An 18,986-nucleotide genomic window follows, 5' to 3' on the forward strand; every position below is an offset into this window, starting at 1 on the left:
CAAAAAATTACTCAATTCGCATATTAGCTTATGCATAAATTGAATTTTTATAATCAATAGCGGATTGCTACCTTAGGCTTCGAACCGCTACGGATTACCCGCCATGAGTCACCCCACACAGCCGCAACGCCTGAACATCTTCGTTACCGGACTCTCGGAACTGCTGAGTAGCGAGCCCGATGAGGGCACCCTGATCGAACGCGGTGGTGAGCTGCTGCAGCAACTGGTCAACCATGACGACTGGTTGCCGAACGAACTCGCGCAGCCCAGCAGCGAGCGCTACCAGCAGTACCTGCTGCACCTTGACCCAGCGCGGCGTTTCTCGGTGGTCAGCTTCGTCTGGGGCCCAGGGCAAAGCACACCGGTGCACGACCACCGCGTGTGGGGGTTGATCGGCATGCTGCGTGGCGCCGAGGATTCCCAGGGATTCAGCCGCCAGGCCGACGGCAGCCTGCACGCCGATGGCGACGTCGTGCGCCTCGAGCCCGGCCAGGTAGAAGCGGTATCGCCGCGCATCGGCGACATCCATCAAGTCAGCAATGCCTTCGATGATCGCGTGTCGATCAGCATCCACGTCTACGGTGCCGACATCGGTGCGGTGCATCGCGCCGTGTACCGCGAAGACGGCAGCGAAAAACTGTTCATCTCCGGCTACTCCACACCTCCTTCCATTGCCCAGCGGCAGCCTGCCCAACACGAGTCCTGAACCATGAGCCAAGTCGACACCCGCTCTTTCGCCGATATCCGCACCGCCCTGCTGCAACAGCAGGAAGTCGCCCTTATCGATGTGCGCGAAGAAGCGCCCTTTGCCGAAGAACATCCACTGTTCGCCGCCAATATCCCGCTGTCCAAGCTCGAGCTGGAAATCTACGCGCGGGTGCCGCGCCGCGACACCGCGATCACCGTTTATGACGATGGCGAAGGTCTGGCCCAGGTAGCCGCTGAACGCCTGCTGCAACTTGGTTACAGCGACGTAGCCCTCCTGGAGGGCCAGTTGGCCGGCTGGCGCAACGCCGGTGGCGAGCTGTTTCGCGACGTCAACGTACCGAGCAAGGCCTTTGGCGAACTGGTGGAAAGCCAACGCCACACGCCATCGCTGGCCGCCGAAGAGGTACAGGCGCTGCTCGATGCCAAGGCCGACGTGGTGGTGCTCGACGCCCGCCGCTTCGACGAATACCAGACCATGAGCATCCCCAGCGGAATCAGCGTACCGGGTGCCGAGCTGGTGCTGCGCGCCCGCGAGCTGGCGCCTGATCCGGCCACGCAGATCATCGTCAACTGCGCGGGGCGCACCCGCAGCATCATCGGTACCCAGTCGCTGGTGAATGCCGGCGTGCCCAACCCGGTCGCCGCGCTGCGCAACGGCACCATCGGCTGGACTCTGGCTGGTCAGCAGCTGGAACATGGCCAGAGCCGCCGCTTCGGCGAGGTGAGCGCGAAAAACCATGAGCAGGCTGCACGCTCGGCACGCGCCGTGGCCGACAAGGCCGGCGTCGGCCGTGCCACGCTCGAACACCTGAGCCATTGGCAGGCACAACCAGCGCGCACCACTTACCTGTTCGACGTGCGCACACCGGAAGAATACGAATCTGGCCACCTGCCCGGCTCACGCTCCACGCCCGGTGGCCAACTGGTACAGGAAACCGATCACTTCGCCAGCGTACGCGGTGCGCGCATCGTGCTCGCCGATGACGACGGCGTGCGCGCCAACATGAGCGCCTCCTGGCTGGCCCAACTGGGCTGGGAGGTGCACGTGCTGGACAACCTGCCACAGAACGCTTTCAGCGAAACCGGCGCCTGGCCTGTTCCTCTGCCCGCTCTGCCGCAGGCCGAGGAAATCAGCCCGCAGACTTTGCAAACCTGGCTGGCAGCAGGCGATACCGTGGTGATCGACTTCACCACCAGCGCCAACCACGTCAAACGCCACATCGCCGGCGCTCACTGGGCTATCCGCGCACAACTGCCGCAGGCTCTGGAAAACCTGCCGGTGGCCGAGCGTTACGTACTCACCTGCGGCAGCAGCCTGCTGGCCCGCTTCGTGGTCAGCGAATTGCACACACTGACCGGCAAACCGGTGTTCCTGCTCGCGGGTGGCAACGCTGCCTGGTTCGCCGCCGGCCTATCCGACGAATCCGGCGAACAGCACCTGGCCGTGCCACGCAGCGACCGCTACTGCCGCCCCTACGAAGGCACGGACAACCCACGCGAAGCGATGCAGGGTTATCTGGACTGGGAGTTCGGCCTGGTCGAGCAACTGGGCCGGGATGGGACACACGGGTTCAGGGTGATCTGATTTCTCGGTGGATCACGCTCCATTGATCCACCGGCCCATTTCAGCAATGGCTACTGCGCCCACCCTGCAAGCTGTGTGAGCGCAATCAGAACTCCAGCGTACTGGACACTTGAACCTGGCGCGGATCACCCACCGAGACGTTAAGGGTGTTCACCGACGAGCTGTAGTAGGTCTTGTCGAACAGGTTCTTGACGTTGAGCTGCAGCTTGAGCTTGTTGTCGCCGAGTCGGGTGTCGTAACTGGCGAAGGCGTCGGCCACCGTATAGGAAGGCAGGGTGAAGGTGTTGCCCGCATCGCCTTCCCGCTCGCCGACGTAACGCGCACCGGCACCTGCACGCAGGCGGTCGCCGCCGAACAGCGCGCCGAAGTCGTAGACAGCGGAAAGCGAACCGGTCTGCCGGGCGACGTTCTGCAGCCCGTTACCCTTGAGATCCGGATCTTTGGTGACTTCAGCATCGGTCAGCGCGAACGTGCCGATCAGGCTGAGGCTGTCAGTCAGTTGCCCGGTAACGTCCAGTTCCACACCGCGGGAGCGCACTTCGCCAGCGCCGGTAGCGATGGTTTCAGTGCCAATGGTCTGGGTGACGAGGACGTTTTCCTTGACGATATCGAACAGCGCCAGCGTACCGGTAATGCGCCCCGGCATATCCAGCTTGGCGCCGAGTTCCCAGGATTTACCCTCCTCCGGCGGCACGCCATTGATGGTCACGCCGTTGCTCAACGGTGCAATCGTCGAGTTGGGCTTGAAGGACTCGGTATAACCGCCGTACAGCGACAGCTCGTCGTTGAGCTTGTAGACGAGACCCACGCGAGGCACCCAGACCTGGCCGTCGATATCGGTGTTCTTGTTGAACGGCCGTCCACGCCCGGCAAGTTGGTCATACAGCTGATAGCGGGCGCCAGCGACGAAGATCCACTGCTCGTTGAGGTGGATGGAGTCCTGAATGAAAGCTGACTGGGTGACCACACGATCAGTCTGGTCGCTGTCCGAAGCAGCCACCGTCGTCGGCACAGGTACCACGCCGTAGACAGGATTGAACGGATCGAAGCGAATGCCGGTGTTCTGACGCAGCAGGTCGGCGCGATAGAACTTGCGGTACTCGTGATCCACGCCCATCAGGAGATCGTGCTGCATCCCGCCGAGCATCACCTTGCCGTCCAGGTCGAAGGTGGCGAAGTGCGAGGTGCTGACCGCGCCCTGGGTGCCGTCCAGGCGCCTGGTGTAAGTGCCGTCGCTCTCTGCGCGGAAGATTCGCGCCTGGTAATCGTCATAACGATCGCGGTTGTAGCTGTAGGCGAAGTGGGCCTTCCAGTCTTCGTTGAGCTGATGGGACAGGTCGAAGATGGTCAGATGCGAGCGGCCGTCAGTGATGTTGTAAGCCTCGTCCAGACGGCGCTCGGCAGGAACGTTCAGGGGTTTGCCGTCACGGAACACCGTGCCGCGATCGAAAGGCACCGAATATTCGCGGTACTCATGGCTAAGGGTCACCGTGGTGTCCTCGCCGTACCATGCAAGCGAGGGCGCAAAGGTCTTGTCGCGGTTATTGCCGAAGCTGCGCCAGTAGTCGGCGTCGTCGTAATCGGCGACCAACCGATAGGCCAGGCCTGTTTCGCCCAGCGGGCCGGTGACATCGAGGGTGCCGCCACTGCCGTTCTTGCCGTGGCCGAAGGTCGAGGCACGGCCGGTGATGGCGCGGTAGCTTTCCAGCTGCGGCTTCTTGCTGACCACGTTGATCACACCACCCGGATCGAGAATACCGTAGAGCATCGACGACGGCCCTTTGAGCACTTCGACCCGCTCGGCGGTGGCGGTGAAATTGCGGCCCTGGATGGTGCGCATGCCATCACGCAGGATGGAGCCGTCACGGTTGTCACCGAAGCCGCGCTTCATCACCGCATCGAGCGTGCTACCCAGGGTATTGGACTGGGTGATGCCACTGACGTTGGCCAGGGCATCGTCGAGATTCTGGGGTTGCTGATCCTGCAGCACCTGCGCCGGCACCACGGCAACGGCCTGGGGAATCTCCAGCAACGGCGTGTCGCTGCGCATCAGCGAGGTGGTTTCAGGTGGCTGATAGCTGTAGGCCGTGCTGCGTTGCGACTGAATGTTCACGGCATCCAGATTGACCGCGCCCTCGCTGCGCAGCGCCTGCAGCGCCACGGTATTGGTACCGGCCTGGCGGTAGGTGAAGCCGGAGCCGGCCAGCAAACGGGCCAGCGCCTGCTCGACGCTCATGCGCCCCTGCAGCGCCGGAGCCTGCACGGCGTAAGGCGCTTCGTCGGTGTATACCAGGTTGAGTCCGGTGGTTCGGCTGAACGCGTCGAGTGCCTGCGGTAGCGGTTGCGCCGGTATGGCGAACGCGTAGGTCGCCGCCTGATCGGCAACGGCCTGGGCTAGCGCGGGCTGAGCCAGTGGCAGCATACCTGCGCTCAGCAGCAGCGCCGCCAGGCCCACATGTTTCAAGGTGGCATCCTGCCGACGCATGGTGCGGTGATTCATGGCTTTGTTCATCCCGGGTGCTGGTTCTCGTTGCGAAAAAGTCGCATTCAAAGCAGTACACGGATGCCGACAGGGTTTACCTCATCCTCCAGCGAAATTATTTTCAGCGCAGGATGATCAGCCGCCCCAGCACCTTGTGTTGCTCGAAGCCGACCACCGCCTGCAGGGCATCGAGAATGGCCTGGGGATTCTGGCTGGCGAAGCTGCCACTGACCCGCTGCTCACGCAGCTCATCGCTGAGCAGCACTATGCGGCCTGGGTAATAGCGGCGTAGCTCGGCCACCACCTCGCCCAAGGGTGCGCGATAGAAACTCAGGCGACCATCACGCCAAGACGTTAGCGCGTCGACATCGACACCCTGCAGCGTGCCGCTGACCCCATCGGCAAAACTCAGTTGCTGGCCGGCAGTGAGTACCCTCGCCGTGTCCGCGGGGCCACCGCGGACGGCCACTCGGCCCTGCATCACCGAAACCCGCGCGCCGTCATCGAGCCGGCGTACTTCGAAACGTGTGCCGAGCACCCGCGCTTCGCCACCGGCAGCCGCCACGGTGAAGGGAATATCTCCTGGCACCACGCTGAAATACGCCGCGCCGCGCCGCAGCTCGATGTGCCGCTCGCCTGCGCCATATTCGACGGCGATGGCGCTGTCGGCATCCAGCACCACGGTGGAGCCATCGCTCAACGTCACGCTGCGCAGCTGCCCGGGCGCCGAGACAATATCCGCGCCCAGGTCATCGACCCAGCGCAGTGGCTGCCACCCGCCTCCCCAGACCACCAGCAGCAGGCAGGCGGCCAGCGCCAATGCCGAAGCCCAATACGGGCGCCTGCTCGTCGGCGGGCGCAGGTACTGCTGCAGGGCGGCAGCCTCTTCCTCGGCGAGGTGCTGGGCAGCAGGGCGGCTCAGGTGCCAGAGCGACTGCATGCGCACGAAGGTATCGACATGCTCGGGCGCGGCGGCCAGCCACTGTTCGAAGGCCATCTGCACCTTGTCGCCCGGCTGGCCCTGCAAACGGCCGAGCCACAGCCAGGCGTCCTGCTCGATGCGCGACAGTGACTCCTCCTGTAGATATGACTCGTGACTCATGGCGCGGCGCTTCCGTGTGAGTGGCTGGCCGGCGTGTCGATGACGCTGGCCTTGCAGGCTTCCAGGGCGCGCATCATATGTTTTTCCACGGCGCTCTGGGAAAGCGCCATGCTGCGGGCGATCTGCCCGTAGGTCTGACCGTGAATGCGATTGAGCAGGAAGATATGCCGGGTTCGCTCCGGCAGCCGCCGCAGCGCGGCCTCCACGCGGCGCAGATCGCTGCCAGCCTCCAGAGCCGCGTCCGGGGAAACGCTGCTGTCGCCACGCTGTTCGGGCAGCAGCCCGGCTTCGTTGCGAGTGCGCGCGCCCTCGCTGCGCAAATGATCGATGGCCAGGTTGTGGGCGCTGCGGATCAGGTAACTGCCCATGTCCTCGAGCGGCGCACTGGGCCGTCGCCAGAAACGCAGGAACAGCTCCTGCACCAGATCCGCTGCGGTCGCCCGGCAACCGACGCGCCGCCGCAACACCGCTTCCATCTGTTCACGACGGGCGAGAAAGGTGCGCAGGAAGGCATCGCGCTGTACCGGCTCCGTCGCGGACGGATCGGGCTGGCGAGGCTTGGGCGAAGACGGCTGGTCGACCATGAAGTGGAGTTGCTCGTGAAAATGCGCCAGAAGCGTGGCGGCAATTCGGCGAATGATAATGCTTATCAACAAATACTGATAGCGTCACGATGACAGGTAAGTGGAACGATAACGCGCCATGGGCGGCCTAAAAGCCTGCTCACAAACGGAGTTGCCCATGACCTTTTCCATCGTTGCACGCTGCCCGCGCACCGGCCAGTTCGGGGTTGCCGCCGCTACCGCCATGCCTGCCGTTGGCAAACTGCTCAGCCACGCCGCCGCGGGAGCTGGCGCAGTGGCGACCCAGGCGCAGGTCAACCCGTACCTGGGGCTCGATGGCTTGGCGCTGTTACGCCAGGGCCATTCGGCCCCCGCCGCCTTGAAACGCTTGATGGAAACCGACCCGTGCATGGAGCTGCGCCAGCTGGCGTTGATCGACCGCGAAGGCGACAGCGTCTGCTGGACGGGCGAAGAATGCCTGCCATGGGCCGGCTCGCTCTCTGGCGAACAGTTTTCCGTGCAGGGCAATCGCCTGGTCGGGCCACAAGTGCTGGACGCCGTAGCGGATGCCTTTCGCCATGGCGAGAATCGCCCGCTGGTCGAGCGGCTGATCAGTGGGTTAGAAGCTGGAGACGCCCGTGGCGGTGATCGGCATGGCGAGTCCTCGGCGGTGATCTATATCGTCGACCGCGAGGAGTATCCGCTGTGGGATATTCGCGTCGATCATCACCTCGACCCGGTCGCCGAGCTGTGGCGCCTGCACGGCGTATTCGCGCGCGAAGTGCTGCCGGAAATACTCGCCATGCCGACCCGCGAGAACCCGGCCGGCAAGGCGGCCGAAGATTCGGTCTGAAAGATCGCCGCCAACCGGAAAAACCGCCCGCCTCCCCTATCGATGGAGCACAGGCTAAGGTGTAGGCCACCCCCTTCCCACGGAGAACATCATGAGCAAGCGCGCCCTGATTCTGATCGACATCCAGAACGACTACTTCGCTGACGGCAAATGGCCGCTGCATGGTATCGACGCGGCCACCGAAAATGCCGTTCGTGTACTGGCCGCAGCCCGCGCGGCGGGTGATACGGTCATACACGTGCGTCACGAATTCGAAGGCGACGGTGCGCCCTTCTTCGCCGCAGGATCCACGGGTGCGCATATCCATGCCAGCGTGCAGCCGCTGCCGGGTGAGAGCGTGGTGCTCAAGCACAAGGTCAACGCGTTTCGCGACACCGACCTGAAGGCGCAACTCGACAAGGCGGGTATCGAACAGATCACCCTGGTCGGCGCCATGAGCCATATGTGCATCGATGCCGCCGCCCGCGCCAGCGCGGACTTCGGCTACACCACCACGGTGATCCATGACGCCTGCGCGACACGCGATCAGGAATTCGAAGGCAGCAACGTCCCTGCAGCCCAGGTGCAGGCAGCCTATATGGCCGCGCTGGCATTCGCCTATGCGACCGTTATCTCGACCGAGCAATACCTGGCGAGCTGAGCGGCAAACCGTAGCCTGTGGTTGAGCGTAGCGATACCCAGGGAGATCGCTCCCGGGTATCGCTACCCTCAACGCCGGGCTACCGACGGAAAAAGACCGTAGGAGCTGGCTTGCCAGCGAATCGATCTCTGCCCCAGCACCAGCATGGAATCCGTCACCGCTTTCGCCGGCAGGACTGAGCGCGCCCGACTCCTTCAAAGCGCGCGGAGCCTCAGGCCAGCTCTTTGCGCAGCTGACGGGCGGCGGCGACCATGTTGACCAGCGCGGCTTCGGTCTCCGGCCAGCCGCGGGTTTTCAGGCCACAATCGGGGTTCACCCACAGGCGTTCGGCAGGGATGCGGCGCACGGCCTTGCGCATCAGCTTGACCATTTCGGCCGTGTCCGGCACTCGCGGCGAGTGGATGTCGTAGACGCCCGGACCGATTTCGTTGGGGTACTCGAAGGCCTCGAAGGCTTGCAGCAACTCCATGTCCGAGCGCGAGGTTTCGATAGTGATCACGTCCGCATCCATGGCGGCGATGGACTCGATCACATCGTTGAATTCGCTGTAGCACATGTGGGTGTGGATCTGCGTTTCGTCACGCACTCCACTGGCACACAGCCGGAACGACTCCGTGGCCCAGTCCAGGTACTGCTGCCAGTCAGCCTTACGCAGCGGCAGCCCCTCGCGGAATGCCGCTTCGTCGATCTGCACGATACGGATGCCGGCATGCTCGAGGTCGACCACTTCGTCGCGAATCGCCAGGGCCAACTGCCGGGCCTGCACTTCGCGGCTTACGTCTTCGCGTGGGAACGACCACATCAGCATGGTCACCGGGCCCGTGAGCATGCCCTTCATCACCTTGCCCGTGAGGCTCTGCGCATACCGGATCCACTCCACGGTCATGGCCTGGGGTCGGCTCAGGTCGCCAACGATCACCGCCGGTTTCACGCAACGCGAACCGTAGCTCTGCACCCAGCCGAAACGGGTGAACAGGTAGCCGTCCAACTGCTCGGCGAAGTACTCGACCATGTCGTTGCGCTCGGCCTCGCCGTGCACCAGCACGTCGAGCCCCAGGCGTTCCTGAATCTCCACCGCATGGCGAATCTCGCTGTGCATGGCGTCGGTGTAGTCACCCAGCGACAGCTTGCCTTGCTTGAAGGCCTGGCGCGCCAGGCGAATCGCCGCGGTCTGCGGGAACGAGCCGATGGTGGTGGTCGGGAACGGCGGCAGATCGAGGCCGGCTCGTTGCTTGGCGATGCGCTCGGCGAACGGCGCCCCACGCTGGCTATCGCGGGTGGTCACAGCGGCCAGGCGCGCCTGCACCTGCGGCTTGTGGATACGTGGTGACGCCGCTCGACTGGCCTGCACGGTGCGGCTCTCGGCCAACGCGGCGCGCACGTCGGGAGCGTCCGGCTGATTGACGGCGCGAGCCAGCAGCGCCACCTCGGCACATTTCTGCGTGGCGAAGGCCAGCCAGCCTTTCAGTTCGGCATCCAGTTGATCTTCACGCTGCAAATCGACAGGGCTGTGCAACAACGAGCAGGACGGCGCGATCCACAGGCGTTCGCCAAGCCGGCTGTGCGCATGGCCGATCACCGCCAGGGCGCTTTCCAGATCGCAGCGCCACACGTTGCGGCCATTGACCACGCCGAGGGACAGCACCTTGTAGGCCGGCAGGCGGTCGAGGATGGTCGGGTACTGCTGTGGCGCACGCACCAGGTCGATGTGCAGGCCGTCCACCGGCAGGTTGGCCGCCAGACCTAGGTTCTCTTCGAGGCCGCCGAAGTAGGTGGCGACCAGCTTCTTCAGCGGTTCGCGCTGCAGACTGTTGTAGGCACGCTCGAACGCGTTCTTCCACTCCTGAGGCAGGTCGAGCACCAGAATCGGCTCGTCGATCTGCACCCATTCCACGCCCTGTTCGGCCAGACGACGGAATATCTGCCCGTAGAGCGGCAGCAAACGTTCGAGCAACTCCAGCTTGTCGAAACCCTGGGCCTCGCCCTTGAGCTTGCCCAACCACAGGTAGGTCAGCGGGCCGATCACCACCGGCTTGACGTTGTGGCCCAGGGCACGGGCCTCATCCACTTCCTCAAACAGTTGCTCCCAGCTGAGGGCGAACTGCTGGTCTGCAGTGAACTCGGGCACCAGGTAGTGGTAGTTGGTATCGAACCACTTGGTCATCTCTTGGGCATGGGCGCCGCCGCAACAACTGTCGCCACTCACCCCGCGGGCCATGGCGAACAGGGTATCCACGGTCGGCTTGCCGCTGGCAGGCCGGAAACGCTCGGGTATCACTCCGAAGGTCAGGGAATGGGCCAGCACCTGGTCGTACCAGGCGAAGTCGCCGACCGGCAGCAGCTCGATACCGGCATCCTTCTGCACCTGCCAGTGCCGGGCACGCAACTCACTGCCCACGGCACGCAGGCCGGCTTCGTCCAGCTCGCCTTTCCAGAAAGCCTCCTGGGCTTTCTTCAGTTCGCGGTCACGTCCGATTCGGGGGAATCCGAGGCTGTGTGCCAGGGCCATGGCGGTATCTCCAATGCATAAATGATGGCGTGCATTGTCGAGGCCGCGACCGAGTGAAACAAACTCAATCGATTAACGTTAAAAACAAGTTTTACTCACGTTGATCACGCGCGGCTCATCCCGGCCATCCACTTGAGGCCTCAGCCGGAGTCGGGCAAGCTGGCCTCTGCGCCTTGGACGAAACCGGCATGCCAGATATCCCCGACGACCCCGCCCAGACCGAACGCACCCGCGAAACCGTGCTGCGCTATCACTACAGCTGGAAGTACCGTGATCTGGATGCGGTGATGGCGCTCTATCATCCAGAGGTCGAGTACAACGACTTCTTCCTCAACCGCAGCATGGGCCTGGCCGAACTGCGCGACTACGTGCTCAGCACAATGCCGCGCCACCCGGACGAAGCGCTGGAACACACCGACCGCATCCGCATCGACGGCCATACCGCATTCATCCAGTACCGCACCACGCTGCATGGCGGCGAGGGCCTGGTGTCGTTCCGCACCGCTGAAGCCATCACCGTGCGCGACGGGCTGATCTGGCGGGTCAACGAATACGCCTCGCTGGTGCATGAAGGTCAGGACACGCGGCCACCGATACAGACCAGCGCGGCGATCAGCAAACTGGGCCTGTCGACCCGCCAGCTGGGCTTCATGGCGCAGGCAGCCTACAGGACTATTTCCAGCGCCGGCAGCCCTTTCTCGACCCAGCCCTGAGCCTGCAGCAGGTGGCCAGCGCCACTGGCTACAGCCGCAATCAGATTTCCTACCTGCTCAACCAGGTGCTCGGCCAGAGCTTCTACCGCTACGTCAACCAGGCGCGCCTGCAGCACCTGCTGCAACGCCTGCAGGCAGGCAACGACCTGCGGCGCATGGACGAGCTGGCCTTCGAAGCCGGCTTCAATTCCCTGACCGCCTTCTACAGCACCTTTCGCCGCCACACCGGCCTGTCACCCAAGGCCTACCTAAAAGACCTCTACGCGCGGGTACGCGCGCAAGACAACGCCTGATCGGGCTTCTAGTCTTGCTGCATACATTCTGCGTGGAAGCGGTGCATGAACGACTGGCGCAATATCAGCCTGTGGATGGATCAACTGGATGAGCCGCTGACACCGCGCCCATCGCTGCAAGGCGATATCCAGGCAGATGTCGCCATCATCGGCGCGGGCTACACCGGCCTGTGGACGGCCTACTACCTCAAGCGCCAGGCTCCCGAGCTGCGCATCGTCATCGTCGAGGCGAAGATCGCCGGCTTCGGTGCATCCGGGCGCAATGGCGGCTGGCTGATGGGCAACCTGCTCGGCGAGGATCGCCTGCTTTCCGGCCTGACCCCGCAGGCCCGGCGTGAATCCTACGACCTGCTGCATGGCATTCCCGATGAAGTCGGCCAGGTGCTACAACGCGAAGGGATCGACTGTGATTACCGCAAGGGCGGCGTGCTGTATTGCGCGGCCCGCTACCCGGAGCAGGAACTGCGCCTGCGCGAGTACCTGCGCGGCTATCGCGAAGAAGGCCTGGGTGACGATGACTACCGCTGGCTGCCCGCCGAAGAACTCGCCCAGCAACTGCGCATCCCCGGCGCCTATGGCGCACTTTACACGCCACACTGCGCGACCATTCAGCCGGCCCGGCTGGTGCGCGGCCTGGCCCGCTGCGTGGAAGCGCTGGGCGTGAGCATTTACGAAGGCACGCCGGCCCTGAGCTGGCAGGCCGGCAGCGTGCGCTGCGAAGCGGGCGAAGTGCGTGCAGATTGGATCATGCCTGCAGTGGAAGGCTACGCCGCCAACCTGCCGCCGCTCGGCCGCCATCAGATTCCGGTGCAGAGCCTGATCGTCGCCACCGAGCCACTGTCCGCCTCGACCTGGGCGGAGATCGGCCTGGAGCGCGGCCAAGCCTTCTGCGAGACCAGCCGCCAGGTCACCTATGGCCAGCGCAGCCGCGATGACCGTCTGATCTTCGGCGCTCGCGGCGGCTATCGCTTCGGTAGCCGCCTGCGCAGCGACTTCAACCTCAACGACGAAGAACGTGGCCTGCGCCGCTACCTGTTCAGCGAATTGTTTCCACAACTGCGCAATGTGCGCATCACCCACGCCTGGGGCGGCAACCTGGGCATGGCGCGGCACTTCCATCCGCACATGCTCTGCGACCGCGGCAACGGTATCGCCCTTTCCGGTGGTTACGGTGGTGAGGGCGTAGGCGCCAGCAACCTCGGCGGACGCACCCTGGCCGACCTGATCCTCGGCAACGACACCCTGCTCACCCGCCAGCCCTGGGTGCGTCACGACACCCGTGTGCAGGACTTGCCGCGCTGGGAACCGGAGCCCTGCCGCTGGCTCGGCTACAACGCCATCATCCGCAGCTTCGTGCGCGAGGACAAACTGCTGGCTGACCCATCCAGCCGCCCGTGGCAGCGCTACATGGCGCAGCGCGTGGCCAGCCTGATGGAAGGCTTCATGAAGTGAACACCCTCATCCGCCACTCAGGTTGCAAGCCATGACCATCACCCACTTTCGTAATACCGACAGCGTCGCACTCGACCAACACAACCCGGTCGCGGTGCCGCTCAGCGAGCCCGCCGCCGTCACTTCGGTGACCTGCTTGGAGCGCGACGACGGCGTGGAAACCGGCATCTGGGAATGCACGCCCGGGCGCTGGCGCCGACAAATCGTGCAACAAGAGTTCTGCCACTTCATCGCCGGGCGTTGTACGTTCATCCCCGACGTAGGCGAGCCGATCGAAATAAAAGCCGGCGACGCGCTGATGTTGCCGGCCAACACCACTGGCGTGTGGGACATACAAGAAACGCTGCGTAAAACCTATGTACTGATTTTCTGACTGCTGCCTCCAAAACATCGACAACAACAGTTGAGGTCTCCCATGCTGAAATCGCTCATCCCGCTCATGCTCGTCGCCTCGGTCAGCCAGGCAGCGCAGGACGTACGCATCTACAACTGGACGGACTACATCGCTCCCGACACCCTGAAGAGCTTCCAACAGGCCAGCGGCGTAACACCCCACTACGACGTCTACGACAGCAACGAAACCCTCGACGCCAAGCTGATGGCCGGCCGCTCCGGCTATGACGTGGTCTTCCCCTCCAACCACTTCATGGCCCGGCAGATTCAAGGCGGCGCGCTCAAGGAGCTGGACAAGAGCCAGCTGCCCAACTGGCAGAACCTCAACCCGACGCTGCTCAAGGCCCTGGAAGGTAACGATCCGGGCAACCACCATGGTTTCCCCTACCTGTGGGGCAGTACCGGCATCGGCTACAACGTCGAGAAGGTCAAGGCCGTACTCGGCGACGACGTACCGCTGGACTCCTGGGATCTGATCTTCAAGCCCGAATTGATGGCCAAACTGAGCAAGTGCGGCGTGGCGATTCTCGACAACGGCCCGGAAATGCTGCCCATCGCCCTGCACTACCTGGGCCTGCCGCACCACAGCCAGAAGCCCGAGGACTACAAGAAGGCCGAAGCGCTGCTGATGGAGATGCGCAAGAACGTCGCCTACTTCCACTCATCCAAATACGTGGGTGAACTGGCCAATGGCGACGTCTGCATGGCGGTGGGTTTCTCAGGCGACATCATGCAGGCCAGCGCCCGCGCCAAAGAGGCCGGCAACGGCGTCGACATCGCCTACGTGATCCCCAAGGAAGGCGCGCCGATGTGGTTCGACATGGTCGCCATCCCCAAGGACGCGCCCAACGAAAAGGCCGCCTACGCCTTCATGAACTATCTGCTGGAGCCCAAAGTGATCGCCGGCATCAGTGACTACGTTCACTACGCCAACGGCAACAGCAAGGCCGACGCGCTGGTCGACCCGGCACTCAAGGCTGACACCACCGTCTACCCGCCCGATGACGTTATGGAAAAGCTCTATGCGCTGGAAGCCATGCCACTGAACATCGACCGCATCCGCACGCGGATCTGGACGAAAGTGAAGAGCGGTACCTGAGGTATCTGACGTAACGGCGAAGGGCTGGCGTTCGCAATGAGCGCCAGCCCAGCCGTCAGATCCACAGATCGTTTATCGCCGTACGCTCACCGCCCTCCTCTCCGGTATTCAGCACACCCCGCGGCTCGATGAGCATCAGCTTCACCTCTCGTTCGGCGTAAGGCTTGTGCTCCACACCCTTGGGCACCACGTACAGCTCGCCGCTACCAAGCGTTACCTGCCCGTCACGGAAATCGAGTCGCAATTGCCCATCGAGGACGAAAAAGGCTTCGTCTGTCTCGGCATGGGAATGCCAGATGAAATCGCCCTGCAGGCGCACGACCTTGAACTGGTAGTCGTTCATTTCCGCGACCACTCTGGGTGACCACTGATCGTGGATCAGGGCCAACTTCTGCTCGAGATTGACGGGGTGTTTCGACAACGGATTCTGGCTGGGCATGGGCGGCTCCTCGGTTGGTTTTCACCACTCTAGCGAGGCGCCGGAGCGCTATCTTGTACGATCCTGCAACCTGACCATGCTCAGCCAGCGAGCCGGGGACAGGCCAAAGCTTTTGACGAAATGACGCGTCATGTGGCTCTGGTCGAAGAATCCGGCGATCAGCGCCGCGTCGGCCATGCCGATACCCGCCAACGCCAGCTCACGGCAGCGATCCAGCCGACGCATCGTCACATAGCGGTAAGGGCTGGTGCCGAACAGCGCGCGAAAATCCCGGGAAAGACTCCAGCGCTCGCGCCCGCTGACATGCTCCAGCTCGTCCAGGGTGATGCTCGCGCCATTGCGGCTGTGGATGTACTCCCTGGCCCGCTGCGCAGCGGGATAATCGAACGCGCGACGCCCGCGACTCTTGCCGGCCACCGCATCCAGCGCGCGAGCGAGGTCATAGATGGCATCGTCTTCCTCCAGCGGCTCGAGAGGATGATCCATCGCCTGCATGAACGTCTCGGTGGCCCAGCGCAGACGCGCGTCATCGCTGAGCCCACCAGCGATGAAGGGCAGCGGTTTGCCGCCCAGCACCTGCTGGATCAGCACGGGATCGATATAGAGCATGCGATAGCGAAAACCGTCCTCGGTGCCCGCCATGCCGTCGTGCAGCTCATCCGGATGCAACACCAGCGTGCCGCCAGGAAGGCTGTGACGCATGGCCCGCCGGTAACGAAAACTCTGCACGCCGGACAGCGTGCGGCCAATGGCGTAAGAGTCGTGGCGATGCGGGTCGTAGCCATGGCCGCTGAAATACGCCTCGATACGTTCCACCCGACCCGGAACGTGACTGCGCAGCACCCAGTCTCGGCCGTTCGTATCTGTGCCCATGGCTCGACTCCCCTGCCGCTGCGCTATCTGACGCCGCAACAGTAAATCGACTTGGGCTGGAAGTCTCTTGCCGTGTGCTTCCGGCTGAAAACAAACGGCGGCTAGCGGGGGCTCTCCGCTGTGGCCTGCTCGTCCTCGTCTCGGCGGTGCAACCACTGATACAGCGCTGGCAGCACCAGCAGGGTCAGTGCGGTGGAGGAAAGAATTCCGCCGATCACCACGGTCGCCAATGGCCGCTGAACTTCGGCACCCGTACCGGTGGCCAATGCCATGGGCACGAACCCCAGCGAGGCGACCAGGGCGGTCATCAACACAGGCCGCAAGCGTGTCAGGGCTCCCTCGGTGATCGCAGCAGATAACGGGCGCCCTTCTTCGCGCAGGCTACGGATGAAGGCGATCATCACCAGGCCGTTGAGAACGGCCACCCCGGATAATGCGATAAACCCTACGCCTGCAGAGATCGACAGGGGAATATCACGTAACCACAGCGCCATCACACCGCCAGTCAGTGCGAAGGGAATACCGGTGAAGACCACCAGGCCATCCTTGAGGTTGTTGAACATCATGAACAGCAAAGTCAGAACCAACAGCAGTGCAACCGGCACCACGATCTGCAGCCGCTTGGCCGCTGACTGCAGCTGCTCGAACTGGCCGCCCCAGGTCGTCCAGTAGCCAGTGGGTATCTGCACGCCTTGCTCGATACGTTGCCCGGCTTCCTCCACGAACGAGCCCAGGTCACGACCGCGAACGTTGGCACTGACCACCACCAGGCGCTTGCCGTTTTCACGACTGACCTGGTTGGGGCCCAGCACCAGGTCGAGGCTGGCGACATCCGCCAGGGTAATGAACTCGATCTGATCCGCCACACTGCCAGGGCGCGGCGGAATGGGGATGAGCAGGCGCGACAAGCCGTCCACGTCGGTGCGCAATTGATCGGACAGACGCACGACGATAGCGAAGCGGCGGTCGCCCTCGAACACGGTACCGGCCTGCTGCCCGCCCACTGCGAAGGCGATGGTGTCCTGCACGTCGCCGATGTTCAGGCCGTAGCGCGCGACTTTTTCGCGGTCGACGTTGATGGTCAGCATCGGCAAGCCGGACGTCTGCTCGACCTTGACCTCGGAAGCACCGCTGATCGATTCCAGCACCTCGGAGATTTCGCCAGCGGTCTTGTTGAGTACGTCCATGTCGTCACCGAACACCTTGACCGCCACGTCGCTCCTCACCCCGGAAATTAGCTCGTTGAAGCGCAGTTGAATCGGCTGCGACAGCTCGTAGTTGCTCCCGGCCACCGTGGCACTGACACGCTGCAGATCGGCAATCAGGGCTTCCCGTGACTTGTCTGGATCCGGCCACTGTTCTTTGGGCTTGAGCATCACGTAAGCGTCGGAAATATTCGGCGGCATCGGGTCGGCGGCGATCTCCGCGGTGCCGGTTCGGGCGAAGACGCGCTCGATCTCCGGCATGTTTTCCATCAGCGCGGTTTCCAGACGGCGCTGCATTTCCACCGACTGCGTCAGGCTGGTTCCGGGTACCCGCAACGCCTGCAGGGCGAAGTCGCCCTCGCTCAGGCTGGGCACGAACTCACTGCCCATGCGCGTGGCGACCAGGCCGGAGAGTGCGACCACCAGCAGAGCGGCGGCGAACACCGGGGTACGATGGCTCATCACCCACGCCAGCACTGGCTGGTAAGCGCGGCGCGCCGAGCGCATGACCATGCCCTCCTCTTCCTTCACCTTGCCGGTGATGAACAGCGCAATGGCGGCGGGCACGAAGGTCACGGAAAGGATCATCGCCCCCAGCAGCGCGATCACCACCGTGAATGCCATGGGGTGGAACATCTTGCCCTCGACCCCGGTGAGGGCAAAGATCGGCAGGTAAACGACCATGATGATCAACTGACCGAAGATCAACGGACGCCTGGCCTCCCTGGACGCCGCGAACACCTCGCGGAAGCGCTCCGCGCGGGTCAGCATGCGGCCGTGGTGCTGCTGAGCATGGGCCAGCCGGCGGATCGAGTTTTCCACGATCACCACCGCACCATCGACGATGATGCCGAAGTCCAGCGCCCCCAGGCTCATGAGGTTGGCGCTGACGTTGTTGGCGAACATCCCGGTGAAGGTGAACAGCATCGACAGCGGAATCACCATGGCGGTGATGATCGCCGCACGGATATTGCCCAGGAACAGGAACAGCACCGCGATGACCAGAATCGCCCCCTCGATGAGGTTCTTCTTGACGGTGGCGATGGCCTTGTCGACCAGGTTGGTTCGGTCATACACGGCGACCGCCACTACCCCTTTCGGCAGCGAGCGGTTGATCTCCACCAGCTTGGCCGATACGGCCTGAGACACGCTGCGGCTGTTCTCGCCGATCAGCATGAACACGGTGCCGAGAACCACTTCACGGCCGTTCTCGGTCGCCGCGCCGGTGCGCAGTTCGCGGCCAATCTGCACGTCCGCCACGTCACTGACGCGAATCGGCGTGCCGCCGGCGTTCGAAACGATGATGTTGGCGATGTCTTTCTCGTCCGACACCTGCCCCGGTGCGCGAACCACCAGCTGTTCGCCGTTACGCTCGATGAACCCCGCGCCCACGTTGGCATTGTTGCGTTCGAGCGCAGTGATCAGGTCGCTCAGGGTCAGCCGGTAGGCGGCCAGCCGGCGGGGATCCGGGGCGACCTGAAACTCCTTGGCGAAACCGCCGATGGTGTTTATCTCCGCAACGCCGGGCACGTTGCGCAATTGCGGCTTGATGATCCAGTCCTGGATGACCCGCAGATCGGTGGCGGTATAGGCGCTACCGTCCTCCTTGGTGGCACCGGGCTGGGCTTCGACGGTCCACAGAAAGATCTCCCCCAGCCCTGTGGAAATCGGCCCCATGGCCGTTTCCGCATTGACGGGAAGTTGTGCGCGGGCCATCTGCAGGCGTTCGTTGACCAGTTGCCTGGCGAAGTACAGATCCGTACCGTCTTCGAAAATCACTGTGACCTGTGAAAACCCGGAGCGCGACAGAGAACGTGTCTGTATCAGTTGCGGCAGCCCAGCCATCGCGGTTTCGATGGGAAAGGTCACGCGCTGCTCGGTTTCCTGCGGCGAAAAACCTGCAGCAGCGGTATTGATCTGCACCTGGACGTTGGTGATATCGGGGACGGCATCAATCGGCAGCTTCTGATAGCTGGCGATCCCCACACCGGCCATCCCGAGTACGAAAAGCAGCACGACAAAGCGCTGCTCGATGGCGAATTGGATAATACGCTCGAACATTAGATTTCTCGCTGGT

14 protein-coding genes and 1 pseudogene are annotated in these 18,986 nt (G+C 63.4%); 8 read left to right on the top strand and 7 right to left on the bottom strand.

Annotated elements, in window-relative coordinates; translation table 11 throughout:
- Window positions 1-103: 103 nt before the first annotated feature.
- Both ACZ0AI_RS10775 and ACZ0AI_RS10780 read left to right on the top strand, forming a co-directional pair.
- On the top strand, window positions 104-706 hold the full coding sequence (locus tag ACZ0AI_RS10775) for a cysteine dioxygenase family protein (RefSeq protein WP_463565739.1): 603 nt from the start codon (window positions 104-106) through the stop codon (window positions 704-706).
- Window positions 707-709: 3 nt separating this feature from the next.
- Window positions 710-2,293: a rhodanese-related sulfurtransferase gene (locus tag ACZ0AI_RS10780; RefSeq protein WP_463565740.1), complete on the top strand. Its 1,584-nt coding sequence runs from the start codon at window positions 710-712 to the stop codon at window positions 2,291-2,293.
- An 85-nt stretch (window positions 2,294-2,378) separates the two neighbouring features.
- Here the strand turns inward: ACZ0AI_RS10780 and ACZ0AI_RS10785 are convergent, their stop codons facing one another.
- The 3 genes from ACZ0AI_RS10785 to ACZ0AI_RS10795 all read right to left on the bottom strand — a co-directional run bounded on the left by ACZ0AI_RS10785 (window position 2,379) and on the right by ACZ0AI_RS10795 (window position 6,461).
- Window positions 2,379-4,793, bottom strand: coding sequence for a TonB-dependent siderophore receptor (locus ACZ0AI_RS10785; RefSeq protein WP_463565741.1), 2,415 nt, complete (start codon window positions 4,791-4,793; stop codon window positions 2,379-2,381).
- 103 nt (window positions 4,794-4,896) lie between these two features.
- Window positions 4,897-5,877, bottom strand: coding sequence for a FecR family protein (locus ACZ0AI_RS10790; RefSeq protein ID WP_463565742.1), 981 nt, complete (start codon window positions 5,875-5,877; stop codon window positions 4,897-4,899).
- Window positions 5,874-6,461, bottom strand: a complete 588-nt coding sequence (locus tag ACZ0AI_RS10795) for an RNA polymerase sigma factor (protein WP_463566097.1) — start codon at window positions 6,459-6,461, stop codon at window positions 5,874-5,876. The genes ACZ0AI_RS10790 and ACZ0AI_RS10795 overlap by 4 nt, the downstream gene beginning before the upstream one ends.
- Window positions 6,462-6,618: 157 nt before the next feature.
- Between ACZ0AI_RS10795 and ACZ0AI_RS10800 the strand changes: the two genes are divergently transcribed.
- Both ACZ0AI_RS10800 and ACZ0AI_RS10805 read left to right on the top strand, forming a co-directional pair.
- Window positions 6,619-7,293: a DUF1028 domain-containing protein gene (locus tag ACZ0AI_RS10800; RefSeq protein WP_463565743.1), complete on the top strand. Its 675-nt coding sequence runs from the start codon at window positions 6,619-6,621 to the stop codon at window positions 7,291-7,293.
- Window positions 7,294-7,384: 91 nt separating this feature from the next.
- On the top strand, window positions 7,385-7,933 hold the full coding sequence (locus ACZ0AI_RS10805; protein ID WP_463565744.1) for a cysteine hydrolase family protein: 549 nt from the start codon (window positions 7,385-7,387) through the stop codon (window positions 7,931-7,933).
- Window positions 7,934-8,144: 211 nt separating this feature from the next.
- On the opposite strand, the gene metE is transcribed toward ACZ0AI_RS10805, so the two are convergent.
- Window positions 8,145-10,442 carry a 5-methyltetrahydropteroyltriglutamate--homocysteine S-methyltransferase gene (metE, locus tag ACZ0AI_RS10810; RefSeq protein ID WP_463565745.1) on the bottom strand — a complete coding sequence of 766 codons (2,298 nt, stop codon included), beginning with the start codon at window positions 10,440-10,442 and terminating at the stop codon, window positions 8,145-8,147.
- Window positions 10,443-10,630: 188 nt separating this feature from the next.
- Between metE and ACZ0AI_RS10815 the strand changes: the two are divergent.
- From ACZ0AI_RS10815 to ACZ0AI_RS10830, 4 genes and pseudogenes are all read left to right on the top strand, one after another.
- A pseudogene (locus ACZ0AI_RS10815) lies at window positions 10,631-11,448 on the top strand (AraC family transcriptional regulator).
- Between the two features lie 45 nt (window positions 11,449-11,493).
- On the top strand, window positions 11,494-12,900 hold the full coding sequence (locus ACZ0AI_RS10820; RefSeq protein WP_463565746.1) for an NAD(P)/FAD-dependent oxidoreductase: 1,407 nt from the start codon (window positions 11,494-11,496) through the stop codon (window positions 12,898-12,900).
- 31 nt (window positions 12,901-12,931) lie between these two features.
- Window positions 12,932-13,273, top strand: a complete 342-nt coding sequence (locus tag ACZ0AI_RS10825; RefSeq protein ID WP_463565747.1) for a cupin domain-containing protein — start codon at window positions 12,932-12,934, stop codon at window positions 13,271-13,273.
- Between the two features lie 42 nt (window positions 13,274-13,315).
- On the top strand, window positions 13,316-14,392 hold the full coding sequence (locus tag ACZ0AI_RS10830; RefSeq protein ID WP_463565748.1) for a polyamine ABC transporter substrate-binding protein: 1,077 nt from the start codon (window positions 13,316-13,318) through the stop codon (window positions 14,390-14,392).
- Window positions 14,393-14,447: 55 nt separating this feature from the next.
- Here ACZ0AI_RS10830 and ACZ0AI_RS10835 read toward each other — a convergent pair whose 3' ends face one another.
- From ACZ0AI_RS10835 to ACZ0AI_RS10845, 3 genes are all read right to left on the bottom strand, one after another.
- Window positions 14,448-14,831 carry a cupin domain-containing protein gene (locus ACZ0AI_RS10835; RefSeq protein WP_463565749.1) on the bottom strand — a complete coding sequence of 128 codons (384 nt, stop codon included), beginning with the start codon at window positions 14,829-14,831 and terminating at the stop codon, window positions 14,448-14,450.
- A gap of 48 nt (window positions 14,832-14,879) precedes the next feature.
- Window positions 14,880-15,704 (bottom strand): AraC family transcriptional regulator, encoded by an 825-nt coding sequence (locus ACZ0AI_RS10840; protein WP_463565750.1) that lies wholly within the window; start codon window positions 15,702-15,704, stop codon window positions 14,880-14,882.
- A gap of 101 nt (window positions 15,705-15,805) precedes the next feature.
- Entirely contained in the window at window positions 15,806-18,970 is a 3,165-nt protein-coding gene (locus tag ACZ0AI_RS10845) for a CusA/CzcA family heavy metal efflux RND transporter (RefSeq protein WP_463565751.1), read from the bottom strand.
- Window positions 18,971-18,986 lie beyond the last annotated feature (16 nt).

The sequence above is a fragment of the Pseudomonas sp. AC355 genome (assembly GCF_979258205.1).

Excerpts from the sequence above, each read along its gene's own strand:
- ACZ0AI_RS10775 (WP_463565739.1), top strand. The coding sequence starts at position 104 with ATGAGTCACCCCACACAGCCGCAACGCCTGAACATCTTCGTTACCGGA.
- ACZ0AI_RS10780 (WP_463565740.1), top strand. The coding sequence starts at position 710 with ATGAGCCAAGTCGACACCCGCTCTTTCGCCGATATCCGCACCGCCCTG.
- ACZ0AI_RS10785 (WP_463565741.1), bottom strand. The coding sequence starts at position 4,793 with ATGAATCACCGCACCATGCGTCGGCAGGATGCCACCTTGAAACATGTG.
- ACZ0AI_RS10790 (WP_463565742.1), bottom strand. The coding sequence starts at position 5,877 with ATGAGTCACGAGTCATATCTACAGGAGGAGTCACTGTCGCGCATCGAG.
- ACZ0AI_RS10795 (WP_463566097.1), bottom strand. The coding sequence starts at position 6,461 with ATGGTCGACCAGCCGTCTTCGCCCAAGCCTCGCCAGCCCGATCCGTCC.
- ACZ0AI_RS10800 (WP_463565743.1), top strand. The coding sequence starts at position 6,619 with ATGACCTTTTCCATCGTTGCACGCTGCCCGCGCACCGGCCAGTTCGGG.
- ACZ0AI_RS10805 (WP_463565744.1), top strand. The coding sequence starts at position 7,385 with ATGAGCAAGCGCGCCCTGATTCTGATCGACATCCAGAACGACTACTTC.
- metE (WP_463565745.1), bottom strand. The coding sequence starts at position 10,442 with ATGGCCCTGGCACACAGCCTCGGATTCCCCCGAATCGGACGTGACCGC.
- ACZ0AI_RS10820 (WP_463565746.1), top strand. The coding sequence starts at position 11,494 with ATGAACGACTGGCGCAATATCAGCCTGTGGATGGATCAACTGGATGAG.
- ACZ0AI_RS10825 (WP_463565747.1), top strand. The coding sequence starts at position 12,932 with ATGACCATCACCCACTTTCGTAATACCGACAGCGTCGCACTCGACCAA.
- ACZ0AI_RS10830 (WP_463565748.1), top strand. The coding sequence starts at position 13,316 with ATGCTGAAATCGCTCATCCCGCTCATGCTCGTCGCCTCGGTCAGCCAG.
- ACZ0AI_RS10835 (WP_463565749.1), bottom strand. The coding sequence starts at position 14,831 with ATGCCCAGCCAGAATCCGTTGTCGAAACACCCCGTCAATCTCGAGCAG.
- ACZ0AI_RS10840 (WP_463565750.1), bottom strand. The coding sequence starts at position 15,704 with ATGGGCACAGATACGAACGGCCGAGACTGGGTGCTGCGCAGTCACGTT.
- ACZ0AI_RS10845 (WP_463565751.1), bottom strand. The coding sequence starts at position 18,970 with ATGTTCGAGCGTATTATCCAATTCGCCATCGAGCAGCGCTTTGTCGTG.